The organism is Bradyrhizobium sp. SZCCHNR1098, assembly GCF_032489375.1.
In the GTDB taxonomy this organism is placed as follows: Bacteria; Pseudomonadota; Alphaproteobacteria; order Rhizobiales; family Xanthobacteraceae; genus Bradyrhizobium.
On record NZ_JAUEXY010000002.1, the window covers coordinates 257,222 to 272,872 of the forward strand.

General features: G+C 65.9%; 15 protein-coding genes. 10 read left to right on the forward strand and 5 right to left on the reverse strand.

Going from position 1 to position 15,651, the window contains the following annotated elements; all coding sequences use genetic code 11:
* Positions 1–54: 54 nt before the first annotated feature.
* Positions 55–489 (reverse strand): DUF2267 domain-containing protein, encoded by a 435-nt coding sequence (locus tag QX135_RS05400; protein WP_315738506.1) that lies wholly within the window; start codon positions 487–489, stop codon positions 55–57.
* A gap of 1,224 nt (positions 490–1,713) precedes the next feature.
* Between QX135_RS05400 and QX135_RS05405 the strand changes: the two genes are divergently transcribed.
* Positions 1,714–1,956, forward strand: a complete 243-nt coding sequence (locus QX135_RS05405) for a hypothetical protein (protein ID WP_315811728.1) — start codon at positions 1,714–1,716, stop codon at positions 1,954–1,956.
* 295 nt (positions 1,957–2,251) lie between these two features.
* Positions 2,252–3,040, forward strand: a complete 789-nt coding sequence (locus tag QX135_RS05410; RefSeq protein ID WP_316177002.1) for a creatininase family protein — start codon at positions 2,252–2,254, stop codon at positions 3,038–3,040.
* Between the two features lie 115 nt (positions 3,041–3,155).
* Here QX135_RS05410 and QX135_RS05415 read toward each other — a convergent pair whose 3' ends face one another.
* Positions 3,156–4,094 carry a LysR family transcriptional regulator gene (locus QX135_RS05415; RefSeq protein WP_316177000.1) on the reverse strand — a complete coding sequence of 313 codons (939 nt, stop codon included), beginning with the start codon at positions 4,092–4,094 and terminating at the stop codon, positions 3,156–3,158.
* Between the two features lie 153 nt (positions 4,095–4,247).
* On the opposite strand from QX135_RS05415, the gene QX135_RS05420 reads away from it, so the two are divergent.
* From QX135_RS05420 to QX135_RS05450, 7 genes are read left to right on the forward strand one after another with little or no spacing between them, the layout of a single operon-like run.
* On the forward strand, positions 4,248–5,222 hold the full coding sequence (locus QX135_RS05420; protein WP_316233977.1) for an N-carbamoyl-D-amino-acid hydrolase: 975 nt from the start codon (positions 4,248–4,250) through the stop codon (positions 5,220–5,222).
* Between the two features lie 26 nt (positions 5,223–5,248).
* Positions 5,249–6,070, forward strand: coding sequence for an ABC transporter substrate-binding protein (locus tag QX135_RS05425; protein ID WP_316176997.1), 822 nt, complete (start codon positions 5,249–5,251; stop codon positions 6,068–6,070).
* A complete protein-coding gene (locus QX135_RS05430) occupies positions 6,067–6,921 on the forward strand; it encodes an amino acid ABC transporter permease (RefSeq protein ID WP_315827068.1) in 855 nt (284 codons plus the stop codon). The genes QX135_RS05425 and QX135_RS05430 overlap by 4 nt, the downstream gene beginning before the upstream one ends.
* Positions 6,918–7,685, forward strand: a complete 768-nt coding sequence (locus tag QX135_RS05435; protein ID WP_315796917.1) for an amino acid ABC transporter ATP-binding protein — start codon at positions 6,918–6,920, stop codon at positions 7,683–7,685. Before QX135_RS05430 ends, QX135_RS05435 begins: the two co-directional genes overlap by 4 nt.
* Positions 7,686–7,689: 4 nt before the next feature.
* Positions 7,690–8,508: an ABC transporter substrate-binding protein gene (locus QX135_RS05440; RefSeq protein ID WP_316233978.1), complete on the forward strand. Its 819-nt coding sequence runs from the start codon at positions 7,690–7,692 to the stop codon at positions 8,506–8,508.
* Positions 8,495–9,388, forward strand: a complete 894-nt coding sequence (locus QX135_RS05445) for a polysaccharide deacetylase (RefSeq protein ID WP_316233979.1) — start codon at positions 8,495–8,497, stop codon at positions 9,386–9,388. The genes QX135_RS05440 and QX135_RS05445 overlap by 14 nt, the downstream gene beginning before the upstream one ends.
* On the forward strand, positions 9,385–10,758 hold the full coding sequence (locus tag QX135_RS05450) for an amidohydrolase family protein (protein WP_316233980.1): 1,374 nt from the start codon (positions 9,385–9,387) through the stop codon (positions 10,756–10,758). The genes QX135_RS05445 and QX135_RS05450 overlap by 4 nt, the downstream gene beginning before the upstream one ends.
* 6 nt (positions 10,759–10,764) lie before the next feature.
* Here QX135_RS05450 and upp read toward each other — a convergent pair whose 3' ends face one another.
* The 3 genes from upp to QX135_RS05465 form a co-directional block, all read right to left on the reverse strand.
* Positions 10,765–11,394: a uracil phosphoribosyltransferase gene (gene upp, locus QX135_RS05455; protein ID WP_316176990.1), complete on the reverse strand. Its 630-nt coding sequence runs from the start codon at positions 11,392–11,394 to the stop codon at positions 10,765–10,767.
* A 273-nt stretch (positions 11,395–11,667) separates the two neighbouring features.
* Complete coding sequence (locus QX135_RS05460; RefSeq protein WP_316176988.1) at positions 11,668–12,891, reverse strand: URC4/urg3 family protein; 1,224 nt, start codon at positions 12,889–12,891, stop codon at positions 11,668–11,670.
* Between the two features lie 15 nt (positions 12,892–12,906).
* Positions 12,907–14,163, reverse strand: a complete 1,257-nt coding sequence (locus tag QX135_RS05465) for a GTP cyclohydrolase II (protein WP_315738494.1) — start codon at positions 14,161–14,163, stop codon at positions 12,907–12,909.
* Positions 14,164–14,412: 249 nt separating this feature from the next.
* Between QX135_RS05465 and QX135_RS05470 the strand changes: the two genes are divergently transcribed.
* The gene (locus tag QX135_RS05470; protein WP_316176985.1) at positions 14,413–15,642 is read left to right on the forward strand and encodes an amidohydrolase family protein; all 1,230 of its coding nucleotides are present in this window, start codon (positions 14,413–14,415) and stop codon (positions 15,640–15,642) included.
* The last annotated feature ends 9 nt before the right edge of the window (positions 15,643–15,651 follow it).

The following is a 15,651-nucleotide window of genomic DNA, read 5'->3' on the forward strand; positions in this document are numbered from 1 at the left end:
GACGCTGGTTGCGAGTTGCGAGCTGTTTCTTACCTTTCGGGAGCTTGCTCCCCTTCAGGTCGCCGGCTCGCGCAGATTCCGCAACGGCACCGGCAAATGACCCATCAGCTTATCGAACTCGCCAGGGTCGAGCTTCTCCCAGAGAATTTCGAAGATGCCGCGTGCGGCCCTGAGCGGATCGACCGGAAATTGTGGCGGCAACTGACGGAAGATGTCATCGACGAAATATTCGAGATGGCGGTCCTTGGTCGGCGTCGCCGCGTGATGCCAGCCTTCGTAGTAGATGCCGCGAATGAGCAGCGGCAGCTGCGCGCCGAAGTTCACGGCGGTCGCCATCGGCAGGCGGTCGCGCAGCACATGCAGCACCGCGCGCAGCGCGTTGTAGGCCTGCTGTCGGCTCGAGAGCGCGAGGCGCTGCTCGATGGCCTTCAGCCAGATGTTGGTTTCCTGGACGGTGTGATCCAGAGCCGTCACGCCGATCTCGCTCATGTGATTCTCCATGAATGCTGCACAAGATGAATGCTGCACAAGGACCGTTCGCGGGACGCCGAACGAGGCAACAGCGACGACTGATTCGCTAGGGAGCCTTGTGAGTAGGCGGCGCGTTCTCAGCGAGGATGTTGATCTGCATCAACGCGAGTGTTGTGGCCGATCGTGAGGTAAATGGAGGGTCAACCGCGCCGGGCCGCCGTTGACGGTTCCCGCTCATCTGCGCCGAGCTGCCGACAGGGATACCGGGCGGCGGGCGCGGCATCCGTGATCTCACGGGGATCGGGGTTCACACTGACAAACAGCAGGACAGCACATCGCGATCTCGCGGCGCAGGTTACGCCCGAGGCTTGCATGACGTCACCCTCTTCAAGTGAGAGGGCGCAGGGAAGGCCGGGAGCTTGCCGCCCCCATGGCCCCCGTGCGGAAAGAATGCACGGGGCAGGAACCACAGGTTCGGCTGAGACATCCCGGCCTTCCCTGCGCGACGGTGTTACGGCTTATACGCATTCTCCCCGGTGAACGGGCTGTCTTGCCACCGTCACTCGTGCGAGGCTGAAACCTCGTCGCGAGCTTGACGCCAGCGTCGCGGCGCCAGGACCATGCGATTTCGCCGTCCGCGCCGTGCCGTTCGTCCGCAGGCATGACACCCGCTGCGACACGTCGCGTCCATCGCATCCCGCACTCCACGTCTCGTGACGTTCGCGACACGCCCCTCTTCATGAGGCGGGATGCGCGAAATGTCGTCCCGATTTGCCCGACGGTGCAAGCGGTTTATCTGCGGCAGACTGGCACGACGGGCAATTCGCGCATGGCGGTCATGCTGAGTCATTCATTCGATGCGGCGGGATTTTGCGTGACCTCGCTCAGTTGGAGCGCGTATCTCATGCTGGAATCGGGCTCCTGCCTTCGAGGCGGCGCGAGGTGAGCGCTGCGGGCACTGAGAGACATGCGACCACAGCGCTCGTCGTTCGCGGTGGCGAGCATGACTCCGAGCGTCCGGAAAGCTCGCAAATCTGGAACTCGGGCGACTCGTTCGCAGTGAACATCCCGAGATCATCGCGGGCCGGCGCTGCTCCGTCAGGTTGAACCGTAATCGTCCTGCTTGTGAAGAACACGTCTTCGCTTGCTCGTCGCGACAGACTCACCTTACATCGGAGTCGTCCGAGGCGGAGAGATCGCGTCTCGACACCCCTTCAACTCACGAATCGACGTCGGCTCGCAATGCTCAAGTCTGCCCAAGAGAAGTCTGTTCACAACAAGCCTGCTCAAGACAAATCCGGCAAAGACCTTCCGCTGACCGGCTATGCCGTCGTGGTCGATGGTCAGATCAAGACCGAGTTCAAGACAAAAGAGGGCGCGCACAACGGCGCGCATGACCTGAAGCGCCGGTTTCCGATGTTGCAGATCAGGGTGTACGACGCGGAGACGAAGCAGACCCACGACATCGAGTTGGCGCGGGTGTGAGTCGGCCTGCCGTGCGGGTCCTGGTGTCGTGAGGACGCAAGGCCGTTGCACCTTGTTGAGGTCATCGCAATCGTTGTCGATGTTTGAGTGTATGGAAAGCAGCTCCTGATCTAGCCGAGGGTGCGGTGCCCGTTACTGCGCCCTCGCCCGTTGTGGGAGAGGGCGCTGCAACTGCAGCCGCGTCGTGGCTGGGGTGCACGCAGACGGCTGTCGCGGCCTGCGCGCAAGATGCGCCGTTGCGGTGTCGGGTGGTATGAGCCAATCTTCCTCATCTCCGACCATGCGAGCAGCCATCATGACAGAAACCGCCTGGAACAGACTTTCCGCCGCAGCGCTTCGCGCGCTCGCGGCGCGCGACGCGATCGTGTTGTTGCCGGTGGCCTCGACCGAGCAGCACGGCCCGCATCTGCCGACGGGCGTTGACGACTTCCTGTGCAGCGAGGTCTGCCGTCGCACCGCGCTGGAGCTGGCTCCAGACTATCCCATCGTGGTCGCGCCGACCGTCTGGTGCGGGCTTGCCGACCATCACGTTCCGTTCGGCGGCACCTTCACCCTCGGTCTCGCCACCTACCACGCCGTGCTTAGGGACCTGTGTCGCTCGATCCTGAATGCCGGCTTCCGCCGCATCGTGATCGTCAACGGCCATGGCGGCAACATTCAGGCGCTGGCCACTCTCACCGGCGAATTGACGCGCGAGCTCAATGCGCCGATCGCGACGACGACCTATTTCATGGAAGGGCGGGAGATGATGGCCGAGGTCCTCGAGGATCAGGAGGGCGTGATGCATGCCTGCGAAGCCGAGACCTCGATGATGATGGTGGTTCATCCCAGCCTCGTCGATGCGGCGAGGCTCGACGCGGCCTTTGGGCCGAGCTTCGACATCATGGGCTCGCTGGTGCCGTCGCTGAAAATGTTCAGATCGTTCGCCGACATCACGGCCTCCGGCGTCGCGGGCGATGCGCGCAAGGCATCTGCTGCAAAGGGCGAGAAGCTGCTCGCCGGCTGCGCGGCGGCGCTGGCGGCGCGACTGCGGGCGGGCGAGCCATGGTCTACTGCAACAATTCCGCCGCCAGCCGCAAGATGACAGCGACGCAGAGCATCATCCCGGGAAGCCCGCCGCAGGCAGGCGTTTCGGATGATGGGGCGCAAACGATACGTCCACCGGTCTAATCATGGACGCACCGTGCCGATCGGCAAGCTCAGCCGCGTTCCGCGGAAGCGGCGAGACTCGGAGCCCCGATCGCGTCGACGCAACCGGCGAGACTCCGGCTCGCGTTGCGCACCTCGTTTCGAAACGTCTTCGCCAGATTCGACAGCGGCCTTGCCTCGGACCACAGCACATAGGCCGACACCGTGGTGCAGGGCGTGAACGGCCGTACCACGAGATCATGCCCGCCCTGGCGCGGCGAGAATGGATCGACCACGGCGACGCCGACGCCGGTCGAAGCCAGCACGCAGGCCGTGTTGCAGTATCGCACTTCGACGGTCGGCTGGAAGTCCGCATCGGCTTGCCGGAAGCTCTCGCGCACGGCTTCGCCGAGGCGGGTGCCGCGTTCGAGGCCGATCAGCGGGAACCCGACGAGATCCCGCGCTGAAATCACGTCGCATTCGGCAAGCGGATGCCGGGCCGGCATCACGCACACCATCTCGCCGGTGTGCACGACCTCATGGGCGATCCCGGGATGGTCAGATAGTCCGAGCGCGAAACCGAGCTCGGCGACATTGCCGAGCACGCCCTCGATGATGCCCTCATAGCGCCTGACGTCGAAGAACATCCGCGTCTGCGGCCGGCGCCGCAGGAAGCCCGACAAGGTCGGCGGGATGATGCTGTAGGCGAGCGGCGGCGTGGCGACGATCGACAGATGACCCGTCTTCTGCTCGCGCAGGTCACGCACGCGGTTTTCCAGCCGGGCGTGCAAGGTGAAGATCGCATCGCTTTCCTCATAGAGCGTCATTGCCTCCGGCGTCGGAAACAGTCGGTTGTTGACGCGCTCGAACAGGGTGAAGCCGGCCTGGGCCTCCATCGCCTTCAGCGCGTTGCTGATCGCAGGCTGCGACAGCGCCAGCTCTTCGGCGGCGGCGACGGTGGTGTGATGGCGGATGACGGCCCGCAGGATCTCCAGCTGGCGCAGGTTCATGACATGGTAGCCCTATAAGCCCCGGTGATGGTCTCGGCCAAAATATCATAGCGCGCGGCCGTGTGGGCAGATTGCAAATCCCGCGCCGCTTTCGCCAAATGATCCCTTCTTCCAGTGCGCGCATCCAGGCGGCGTTCCGCCTGATCGTTCGGCATGGCGCACAGATCGGAGGCACTATTGAGCCGTATCTTCCGCGCCGCCGCCGCCCAGATGGGACCGACCCAGCGCGCCGACAGCCGGACGCACACGCTGTCCCGCATGATTGCGCTGCTGGATCAGGCCGCCAGCCAGGGCGCGAAGCTGGTGGTTTTCCCCGAGCTCGCCTTCACGACGTTCTTTCCGCGATGGATCCTCGAAGACGAGGCGCTCGACGACCATTTCGAGCGGTCGATGCCAAACCCGGCCGTCGCTGCGCTGTTCGACCGGGCGCGAGAGGTTCGTGTCGGCTTCTATGTCGGCTATGCCGAGCTGACGCCGGACGGACGCCGATTCAACAGCTCCATCCTGGTCGATCCCGACGGCGAGATCATCAGCAAATATCGCAAGGTGCATCTGCCGGGCTCGGTCGAGCCGCGGCCGGGCGCCAGGTATCAGCAGTTGGAGAAGCGCTATTTCGGCTACGGCGATCTCGGCTTTCCAGCGGTGCGCGCCGGCAGCGAATGGGGCGGCGCGATCATGGGGATGATGATCTGCAACGACCGGCGCTGGCCGGAATCGTGGCGCGTGCTCGGGCTCCAGGGCGTGGAGCTGGTCTGCGTCGGCTACAATTCCGCGGCCTACGATCCGAATGGCGGCAACACCGAGGATGCCTCGCTGCGCACCTTCCATTCCACGCTGGTGGCGCAGGCCAACGCCTACATGAACGCGACCTGGGCGATCGCGGTCGCCAAGGCGGGCGACGAGGACGGCAGCGGGCTGATCGGCGGCTCCTGCATCGTCGATCCCAATGGCTGCATCGTGGCGAAGGCGACGACGCTCGCCGATGAGGTCATCGTCGCCGACATCGACCTCGATCTGTGCCGCCAGGGCAAGGACAAGATGTTCAACTTCGCGGCGCATCGCCGGCCGGATCAGTACAAGGTCATCACCGAGCGCGCCGGCGTGGTCGAGCCGGTCGCGGTCGATTAGCCGTTCACATGGGGGAGTGTCGCAGGATGCGCCGTTCGTCGTTCGCAGGTTTCGTCATCCTCGCCTCGCTTGCTCCGGCGGGGGCCGCGGAGCTGCCAGCCGAGATCAAGCAGGCTGGCGTGCTTAAGCTCACGGTCAACTCGACCTACGCGCCGATGGAATATCACGACCCCGCCACCAACGAGCTGAAGGGACTCGACATCGACCTGGCCAACGAGCTGGCGAAGCGGCTGGGCGTCAAGATCGTCTGGAGCGAGACGCCGTTCGCCGAGCTGATCCCATCGCTGCAGACCAGGCGCGCCGACTTCATCATCTCCGGCATCTCCGATCGCGCCTCGCGCCGCGAGACCGCCGACTTCGTCGACTATCTGGTCACAGGTCCGCAATTCTTCGTGCTGGCGGAGAGCGATGCCAAGGTCGCGACCGATCTGTGCGGCAGGAAGATCGGCACCACGCGCTCGACCAGCTTCCCGCAGGAGATCGAGAAATGGAGCAAGGCGGTCTGCGAGGCCGCCGGCAAGCCGGCCGCGCAATATGTGCCGGGGGAGAACTCGATCGATGTCCGCAACCAGCTGAAGCAGGGCCGCATCGAGGCCGCCGTGCAGGGCAGCGAAACCTTGCCCTATGCGCAGTCGCAGGAGGCCGGCAAGTATCGCATCGTCGGTGAGCCCATCGCCTTCGGCTACCAGGGCATCATGTTCCGCAAGGATGATGCGGGGCTTCGCGAAGTCGTGACCGAGCAGATCAAGGCGATGATCGCCGACGGCAGCTACAGAGGCATTCTCGACAAATGGGGTCTCGGCGCCAATGCGGTGCGCGAGCCGATGCTCAACGCGGCGCCGCAATGAGCCGCGCCGACGTGCTGGCCGATGGCTTTCCCGACCTGTCGGCGCACAGGATCGCGCGCAAGGCGCATTGGGGCCGCTGGCTTACGGCTGCCGTCATCGTCGTGATCCTGCTGGCGATCGGCCGCGCCTTCGCCAGAGGCCAGATCGAATGGTCTTACGTCGAACGCTTCCTGACCGCCCCGGTGATCCTGCGCGGCATCGTCAACACCATGGTCATGGCCGTCGCGGCGATGGCGCTCGGCATAGCGCTTGGCGTGGTCGTCGCGATCATGCGGCTGTCGCCCAATCCGGTGCTGAGGTCGGTCGCCGCCGGCTACACCTGGCTGTTCCGCGGCACGCCGCTGATCCTGCAACTGCTGCTGTGGTTCAACCTCGCGCTGGTGTTTCCGACCATCGGCATTCCTGGTCTGTGGAGCGCGCGTGCCGTCGACGTGATGACGCCGTTCCTGGCCGCGCTGCTCGGGCTCGGCATCAACCAGGGCGCCTACACCTCGGAGGTGATGCGGGCCGGGCTGCTGTCGGTCGACATCGGCCAATACGAGGCGGCGCAGGCGATCGGCATGGGACGGCTGCAGGCGCTGCGCCGGATCATCCTGCCGCAGGCGATGCGGGTGGTGATCCCGCCGCTCGGCAACGAGTTCATCGGCCTGGTCAAGGCGACCTCGCTCGCCAGCGTGATCCAGTATCCGGAGGTGCTGCACTCGGCCGAGAATATCTACTACGCCAATTCGCGCGTCATCGAGCTCCTGATCGTCGCCGGCCTCTGGTATCTGCTCGTGGTCTCGGTCCTGACGCCGCTGCAGATGCTGCTCGAACACCGTTTTGCCCGCGGCATCGCGCGGGGTCGCTGATGACGCCGCTCGTCGCCATCCGTCAGGTCAGCAAGCGCTTCGGCGAATTCCAGGCGCTCAAGCAAGTCTCGCTCGATGTCTTCGAGGGCGAGGTGGTCTGCCTGATCGGGCAATCCGGCTCCGGCAAGACCACCTTGCTCCGTTGCGTCAACCAGCTGACCACGGCCGACAGCGGCGGCATCTGGCTCGACGGCGCGCTGCTCGGTTTCCGCGAGCAGGATGGCCGGCTGCATCGGCTGTCGGAGCGCGAGATCGCGCGGCAGCGCCTCGCCTGCGGCATGGTGTTCCAGCGCTTCAATTTGTTCCCGCACATGACGGCGCTGGAGAACGTCATCGAGGGGCCGGTGCAGGTGCAGAAGCGTGGACCGGCCGAAGCGAAGGACGAGGCCATGGCGCTGCTGCGGCGGGTGGGCCTCGCCGACAAGGCGGGCTCCTATCCATCGCAATTGTCGGGCGGCCAGCAGCAGCGCGTCGCCATTGCGCGCGCGCTCGCGATGAAGCCGCGGCTGGTGCTGTTTGATGAGCCTACCTCGGCGCTCGATCCCGAGCTGGTCGGCGAGGTGCTCAGCGTGATGAAGGAACTCGCGACATCGGGCATGACCATGCTGGTGGTGACGCATGAGCTCGGCTTCGCGCGGGAGGTCGCCGACCGGGTGGTCTACATGGATCAGGGTGTGATCGTGGAGAGCGGCCCGGCCCGTGAGGTGCTGCGCGCGCCGCGCGAGGCGAGAACAAAGGCATTTCTGGCAGCTGAAGTGGGGTGAGGTGATGGGTTTGAAGTCGATCATGTTGGCTGGGTTCATGAGCGCGGCCGTGGCGGGCGCGGCTCTCGCCGCCGAGCTGCCGGCCGAGATCAAGCAGAGCGGCCTGCGCATCGCGGTGGTGCCGAACTATCCGCCGATGGAGTTCAAGGATCCGGCCACCGCGACCTTGACCGGTTTCGACGTCGAGCTCGGCGAGGCCTTGGCCAAGAAGCTCGGCGTCAAGGCGGTGTGGCAGGAGACGAGCTTCGACCAGTTGATGCCGGGCCTCGCCACGCAACGCTTCGACATCATCCTGACCGGCATGACCGACTACAAGAGCCGGCAGGACATCGCGACCTTCCTCGACTATCTGCGCAGCGGTCCGCGCTTCTTCGTCCAGGCGTCGCGCGCGGCCGAGCTCAAGGAGCCGGCCGCGCTGTGCGGCAAGAAGGTCGGCGCCAGCAGGCGCACGATGTTCCCCAAGGACATCGCCGCCTGGAGCGAGAAGAACTGCGGCGCGAGCCCGATTCAGTTCGTCGGCACGGAAGGCTCGGCCGATGCGCGGACACAGCTCAAGCAGGGCCGCATTGACGCCGCCGTGCAGGGCAACGAGACCTTGCCCTACATCATGGATCTCGAGCCGAACACCTATGTGCCGGTCGGCGCGCCGATCGCCTACCAATATACGGGGCTGGCGACGCCATTGAAGGCGGACGAGCTGCGCGAGGCCTTGCGCGCCGCGCTGGAGGGCCTGATCGCCGACGGCAGCTACAAGGCGCTGCTGGCCAAGTGGAAGCTCAGCGACAATGGAATCGAGAAGGTGCTGATCAATGCTGGACAGTAAGGCGCTCGCAGGCATTCCGCTCATTCCCGCCAACACCGCGCCGCCGGCGCCGGACTATCCGTGGCCTGAGCCGTATCGCGCGGCCATGTTCCTGTCGTTCGACATCGACGCCGAGAGCGCCTGGACCTCGAAGGATCCGGCGCACGCCGCGCGTCTGGTGACGATGAGCTTCGGTGGCTATGAGGCGCGCGTCGGCACGCCGAAGCTGCTTGAGCTGCTCGCCGAGCTCGATCTCAAGGCGACGTTCTTCATCACGGGCTGGTCGGTCGACGCGCATCCGGCGATGGCGGAAGCCGTGCTGAAGGCGGGGCACGAGATCGGCCATCACGGCTATCACCATCTGTTGCCCGATCCCGGCGATCCCTTCATCATCGAGGAAATCGAGCGCGGCTTCGAGGCGATCCAGCGCCGGCTCGGCGTCCGGCCGATCGGCTACCGTGCGCCGGTCGGCGAGTTCTGCGAGGAGCTGCTGACAGCGCTGGTGCGCCAGGGCATCGTCTATACCTCGTCGTTCCGCGATGACGTCAGGCCGTATCGCCATCGCCTCGCGGACGGCAAGCCGGGCACGATCGAGATCCCGGTGACCGCGAGCTATGACGACTGGATGCACGGCCTGTCGGCGCGGTTCTCGCCGCGCTCGATCTTTCCGAAAGAGCATGTGCTGTCGATGTGGAAGGACGAACTGGACGAAGTCCGCGACTGGGGCGCGATGGTGACGACCGTGCTGCATCCGCAGGTCTCGGGGCGGCCGATGCGTTTCCGCCTGTTGCGCGAGTTCCTGACCTACGCGAAGTCGTGCCGGGACGTGTGGATCGCGACCGGGGCCGAGATCGCGGCGAACTATCAGCGTCATGAGGCGGCGGAAGCGAAGGACGCATGAGCACGACCGCGATCTTCGGCAGCTACGTGCTGGCGCGCAAGGACGGCGTCCAGGACGTGCTGCGCGATCACTGGGTGCTGGTCGAGGGCAGGCGCATCGCGGCCGTGACGCGCGATCGGCCGGCGGCGGACGAGGTGTTCGATCGTCCGGGCCGCTTCGTGCTGCCGGGCCTGTTGAACCTGCACAACCACATCTTCAGCGAGGCGATCGCACGCACGCTCACCGAGGACGGCAACGGTCGGCGCAACAACAAGAGCATCGTCTACACCGTGCTGCTGCCGCTGTCCAAGCGCGGGGCCGAGATCCTTTCGGTGGAGGAGCGGCTGGCGATCGGCCGCATGGGGGTGCTGCAGCTCCTGAAGGGCGGCGCCACCACGGTCATGGAGCCGTTCCGCAACACGATCCCGGAGCTGTTCGATGCGGCTCTCGAGATGGGCATGCGCTTCTACGGGGCGCCCTATCTGTTCTCGACATCAGATGCCAAGGCGGATGCCTCCGGCGTCGTGACTTACGCGGGCAATGACGGCGAAGCCGACATGGCGATCTGGAATGCGCTGTATCAGCGCTGGCACGGCCAGGGCGACGGCCGTATTCGTCTCGCGATGAGCCCGCACGCGACCGATACTTGCGGACCGGATTTGTTGCGCGCGGCTGCGAGCCGGGCGCGCGAGCTCGACATTCCCATCACGACGCACATGGCGCAGAGCGCAGGCGAGGTCGCGACCATCGCGCAGCGCTATGACGGCCGCACCCCGGCTGAGTATCTCGATTGGCTCGGCCTGCTTGGTCCAGATCTGCTGGCCGCGCATTGCCACGCCTCGACCGATGCGGACCTTGCGCTGATGGCGGCGCGTGGTGCCGGCGTGCTGAACTGCCCGCGCGTCTTCGCACGCGCCGGCGTCACCGCCGCCTTCGGCCGCTTCGCCGCGCATGGCGTACGCACGGCGGTCGGCACCGACGGCTACAACATGGACCTGCTCGGCGAGCTCAACGCGGCATCGATGATCTCGAAGATCGCGCTGGGAAGCGCCGAGACCGCGAGCGCGCCGGAACTGATCGACGCGGTCACGGCGACCGCCGCCGCGATGATCAAGCGGCCTGATCTGGGCGTACTAGCACAGGGTGCGACCGCCGATCTCACCGTCGTCGACATGACCCATCCGCATCTCCAGCCGCTGCACGATCCCCGCCGCGGCCTGATCGCCCTCGCCAACCGCGCCAACATCGACCAGGTGATGGTCGACGGCCGGCTGCTGATCCACGACGGTCGCTATCTCCACGGCAACGAGGCGGCCATCATGGCCGCAGGTACTGCTGCGATCGAGAGGATCTGGGCGCTGCCAGAGGCGCAGGCCGCGTTCGCCGGCTGACCGCTGCTACCTCGTGCCGTAGGCGCGGTCGCCGGCGTCGCCGAGGCCGGGAACGATGAAGGCGTCGTCGTCGAGGCCCTCGTCGATCGCGGCGGTCCACAGTGCGACATCGGGATGCAGGCCGCGGACGCGCTCGACGCCCTCGGGCGCCGCGATCATGCAGACCATGCGGATGTCCTTGGCGCCGCGCTCCTTGAGCCGGTCGACCGCGGCGACCGCGCTGTTGCCGGTCGCGAGCACCGGTGTGACGACGACGGCGAGACGCTCCTGCAGGTCGGACGGCGCCTTGAAGAAGTACTCGATGGCGGTGAAGGTCTGCGGCTCGCGGTAGAGGCCGATATGGGCAACGCGCGCGGTCGGCACCAGGTCGAGCATGCCGTCGACGAAGGTGACGCCGGCGCGCAGCACTGGCACGAACACCAGCTTCTTGCCGGCGATCTTGGCCGACTGCATCCGCGCCAGGGGCGTCTCGATCTCGACCTCCGTGAGCGGCAGGTCGCGCGTGACCTCGTAGCACAGGAGCATGCCGATCTCCTTGAGCAGCTCGCGAAACGACTTGGTCGAGATCGACTTGTCGCGGATCAAGGTCAGCTTGTGCTGCACCAGGGGATGATCGACGACCGTGACGCCTTCCATGGCTTTCATCTCCGAAGCGTAGGGTGGGCAAAGGCGCGAAGCGCCGTGCCCACCTGATATTAGCTCAGCTTGGAATGGTGGGCACGCTGCGCTTTGCCCACCCTACAGGCACTTCATCAGTTTCGTCATTGCGAGGAGCGGAGCGACGAGGCAATCCAGACTTCGTTCCTGGCCCTGGATTGCTTCCGCCGTCGCCCTTCGGGCTATGGCGGACAAGTCGCTTCGCTCGCAATGACGGAGGCGCGAGATCGATGAGTTTAGCCTCAACCCCCCTTAAAACACAGTGCCGTCGCTGATGATGGTCAGTGGCGGCGAGCCGTCCGGGCGGCGAGCGAAGGCGAGCTTGCGGCCGGCGCCCCAGCTGCCGCCTTCGAGGATTCGCGCCAGCGGCAGCTGCTCCGCGGTCTGGCCGGTGCGCTGACGGATCAGCAAGGCCAGACGGTCGAGCAGGGCGACGGTCAGCGCGCGCCATTCCACCACCAGCGGCGAGTCGACTGCATGGGCGCGCGCGGCATCGGCAGGGTCGCGCAGCAGCAGCACGCCGCCATCGACGAACAGACCGCCATTGCGGTATTCGGCAAGGCCAGTGAGGCCGTCGATGTTCTCGACCACCAGGCCCGCGCGCTGCAACGGTTCGATCAGCGAATAGCTCAGCCATTGCGACAGCTTGTGCAGCGGGACGAGACCGCTGGTCGCGTCATCGGTGACCAGGGAAGCATGGCGCCAGCAGTCGCCGAGCGCGATGCCTTGCAGCGTCAGCCGCGACGGCCAGATCGGGCCGAGCTGCAGCAGCACCTGCTGCAGAATGTCAGCGGCCTGGAGGTGGCCGCCGGTCGCACCAGCGGCGAGCTGATCGAACAGACCGCCGGGACGTGGGGTATCTTTCCGACCGAAGATCTCCGGCTTTGCAGCCGTGACCTCGCCTAGCCGGCGCAGCAGCGCAACGCGGCCTTCGAGTCCGACCAGCGGATTGTCGGCGCTCACCTGGAAGCCGCGTTCGAGATCGCCGACGGTGAGCTGCTTCAGCTTCGCTGCATCGGCCCGCAGCGGATCGCTCGCGTCGGCCGAAAACGCACCGCGTGCGAACATGTCGAGGCTCGCCAGCGCCAGTCCTTCGGAGCGGCCGATACGCGTGTCGCTTATGACATCATGGTAACGCCACGCCGCGCCGGCGCCCGCGTCGAGCAGCACGCTGGTGATGGCGAGATCGAACTCGGCGCGCGCCCGTGAGGCCGCATCATTCCACTGAATCTTGCCTGCGACAGCGGCCCAGCGATCGACGCCGCCGACCACGAAATGCCGCCAGCGCGAGTGGAACGGCACCTCGCCATCGGGATAGGCCTTGCTGGTGACGTCCAGCACGAGGTCGGCGATCGCATCGAGCTTGCCGATCTCGACCCGAAAATGCGGCAGCTTGTCGGCAAGACCGAGCGCAAGCATTTGATGCGCCCGCTCGCGCACTGCGCGGGCCGAGAGGAGATAGGAGACGTCGTCCATGATCGGCTGCTGCGCTCAGTATTTCTCGAGCGGCCGGCCGACGGTGTCGCCGAGCGCCTCGGGCTTCTGCGGCTCCAGCGAGAAATAGCCGGCCGCCTTCTTCGCCGCGATCTCGACATGGGCATCCGCCGGAATCAGCTCGTCCGGGATCGGCACGCGCTCGACGATATCGACGCCTTGGCCCACCAGCGCGTCATGCTTCATGTCGCTCATCGAGATGAAGCGGTCGATGCGTTTGATGCCGAGCCAGTGGATGACGTCGGGCATCAACTGCTGGAAGCGCGCATCCTGCACGCCGGCGACGCATTCGGTGCGCTCGAAATAGGCGGCGGCGGCGTCGCCGTCCTCCTGGCGCTTGCGCGCATTGTAGACCAGGAACTTCGTCACCTCGCCGAGGGCGCGGCCCTCCTTGCGGTTGTAGACGATGATGCCGAGGCCGCCGTTCTGCCCGGCCGCGACACATTCCTCGATGCCATGGATCAGATAGGGGCGGCAGGTGCAGATGTCGGAGCCGAACACGTCCGAGCCGTTGCACTCGTCATGCACGCGACATGTGATCTTCGTCCGGCTGTCATTGAGCTTGTCGACGTCGCCGAACAGATAGACCGTGGTGCCGCCGATCGGCGGCAGGAACACCTGCAGGTCGGGCCGGGTCACCAGCTCCGGATACATGCCGCCGGTCTGCTCGAACAGGCCGCGGCGCAGATTGGTCTCGCTGGTGCCGAAGCGCGCGGCCACGCCGGGCAGGTACCACACCGGGTCGATCGCGATCTTCACCACGGACACGCTGCCATTGGCATGCACGACGTCGCCATCATGAACGAGGCGCTTGGCCGCGAGCGCCGCATGCAGCTCCGGCAGCTCGATGCGCGCCTTGGTCACGGCGATCGTCGGCCGGATATCGATTCCTTCCGCGATCTCGCCGCCGAAATTCTCGGCGACCAGATGGCCCCAGGGATCGAGCGCGACGATCTTCGCCGGATCGCGCCACTGCGCGAACGGGCCGATGGTAGCGGCGGGATGGGTGTTGGTGAGATCCGGACGGCGGATCGGATCGAGCGCACCAGATGATACCGCGAGCGCGCGGTAGACCGTGTAGGAGCCGCCATGGCTGCCGATCACGTTGCGGTCCTGCGGACGCGACACCGTGCCGATGATCGGGCCGCGCTCGCGCGCGCTCTCGGCGCCCCAGTGGAGCGGGAAATTGTGCTTGGCGCCTGGCACCGGGTGCGAGGTCAGGCGAATGTGATCCGTACGGTTGGAGCGAGTCATCGGACAGCTACCCCCAAAACGGCAACGGCCCGCCTTGACGACGGGCCTGAGCAGAACGAGTTCACGTTTTCCATGCATCAATATAGCAGTTTTTCCCCGGCAAACAAGTGGTTCCCGGCGGCCGTCTATTTGTAAACGAATGGTATCGACCGCTGGCCGCGCGTTGCGGCGGACGGGCCTTGGCATGGTGCTTGCCTTTTCGCAGCCGGGCCGCCAGCTTGGCGCGCGTATGGAATCCCTGGCGGCAGCATGGACCTGATCATTCGCAACGCGGTGCTGGCGCAGCAGGGCGAACTGCGCCGCGCCGATATCGGAATTTCCGACGGTGCCATCGCGGCGATCACGCCGTTGCTGCAGGCCGACGGCGCGGAGCGTGACGCGGAGAATTGCCTCGTCGTTCCCGGCTTCATCGAGACGCACATCCATCTCGACAAGACTTGCATCCTCGACCGCTGCACCATCCGCGACGGGACAGTCGCCGAGGCGGTGCGCGAGACCGCGGCCGCGAAACGCAACTTCACCGCTGATGATGTCTACGCGCGAGCGAAGCAGACGGTGGAGCGCTGCGTGAGCCATGGCACGATGCGCATGCGCACCCATGTCGAGCTCGATCCCGGCATCGGCTTCATCGGCTTCGAGGCGATCCGGCGGCTCGCGCACGATTATGCCTGGGCGCTCGATCTCGAGATCTGCGTGTTTCCGCAGGAAGGGCTCACCAACTATCCCGGCACCGAGGAGCTGCTGATCGAAGGCCTGCGCCGCGGCGCGCGAACCATCGGCGCCGCCCCGTATTTCGACACCGACCCGCCGGCCCAGATCGACCGCATCTTCGCGATCGCGCGCGAGCACGACGTCGACATCGACATGCATCTCGATCTCGCCGAGACGCTCGATCACATGCAGATCGAATATGTCTGCCGCAAGACCGAGGAGTATGGCTGGGGCGGCCGCGTCGCCGTCGGTCACGTCACGCAGCTGTCGCTACTGCCGCCGCAGCGCTTCAAAGCCATCGCTGCGCAATTGGCCAATGCCGGGGTCGCCGTCACCGTGTTGCCCTCGACCGACCTGCATCTGATGGGGCGCCGGCAGGATCATGCGATCCCACGCGGCGTGGTCCCCCTGGAGCCGCTACGCGCTGCGGGCGTGACCTGCTCGCTCTCGACCAACAATGTGCTCAACCCGTTCACGCCCTATGGCGACGGCTCGCTGATCCGCATGGCCAATCTCTATGCCAATGTCTGCCACGTCTCACGCCCTGACCATCTCGCCGGCTGCCTGGACATGGTGACCCATGATGCGGCGAAGCTGATGCGGCTCGGCGACTACGGCATCACCGTCGGCGCGCCGGCCGATCTCGTCTGCATCGATGCAGCCAATCCGACCGAGGCGGTCTCGACCCTGGCGCAGCCGCTGTGGGGGCTGAAGCGCGGCCGCCCATCGTTCTCGCGGACGCGGCCCGTGCTGCATCGGCCGGGGTGACGCCAGAGT

Excerpts from the sequence above, each read along its gene's own strand:
- QX135_RS05430 (WP_315827068.1), top strand. The coding sequence starts at position 6,067 with ATGAGCCGCGCCGACGTGCTGGCCGATGGCTTTCCCGACCTGTCGGCG.
- QX135_RS05410 (WP_316177002.1), top strand. The coding sequence starts at position 2,252 with ATGACAGAAACCGCCTGGAACAGACTTTCCGCCGCAGCGCTTCGCGCG.
- QX135_RS05440 (WP_316233978.1), top strand. The coding sequence starts at position 7,690 with ATGGGTTTGAAGTCGATCATGTTGGCTGGGTTCATGAGCGCGGCCGTG.
- QX135_RS05420 (WP_316233977.1), top strand. The coding sequence starts at position 4,248 with ATGGCGCACAGATCGGAGGCACTATTGAGCCGTATCTTCCGCGCCGCC.
- QX135_RS05465 (WP_315738494.1), bottom strand. The coding sequence starts at position 14,163 with ATGACTCGCTCCAACCGTACGGATCACATTCGCCTGACCTCGCACCCG.
- QX135_RS05470 (WP_316176985.1), top strand. The coding sequence starts at position 14,413 with ATGGACCTGATCATTCGCAACGCGGTGCTGGCGCAGCAGGGCGAACTG.
- QX135_RS05450 (WP_316233980.1), top strand. The coding sequence starts at position 9,385 with ATGAGCACGACCGCGATCTTCGGCAGCTACGTGCTGGCGCGCAAGGAC.
- upp (WP_316176990.1), bottom strand. The coding sequence starts at position 11,394 with ATGGAAGGCGTCACGGTCGTCGATCATCCCCTGGTGCAGCACAAGCTG.
- QX135_RS05425 (WP_316176997.1), top strand. The coding sequence starts at position 5,249 with ATGCGCCGTTCGTCGTTCGCAGGTTTCGTCATCCTCGCCTCGCTTGCT.
- QX135_RS05445 (WP_316233979.1), top strand. The coding sequence starts at position 8,495 with ATGCTGGACAGTAAGGCGCTCGCAGGCATTCCGCTCATTCCCGCCAAC.
- QX135_RS05460 (WP_316176988.1), bottom strand. The coding sequence starts at position 12,891 with ATGGACGACGTCTCCTATCTCCTCTCGGCCCGCGCAGTGCGCGAGCGG.
- QX135_RS05400 (WP_315738506.1), bottom strand. The coding sequence starts at position 489 with ATGAGCGAGATCGGCGTGACGGCTCTGGATCACACCGTCCAGGAAACC.
- QX135_RS05405 (WP_315811728.1), top strand. The coding sequence starts at position 1,714 with ATGCTCAAGTCTGCCCAAGAGAAGTCTGTTCACAACAAGCCTGCTCAA.
- QX135_RS05415 (WP_316177000.1), bottom strand. The coding sequence starts at position 4,094 with ATGAACCTGCGCCAGCTGGAGATCCTGCGGGCCGTCATCCGCCATCAC.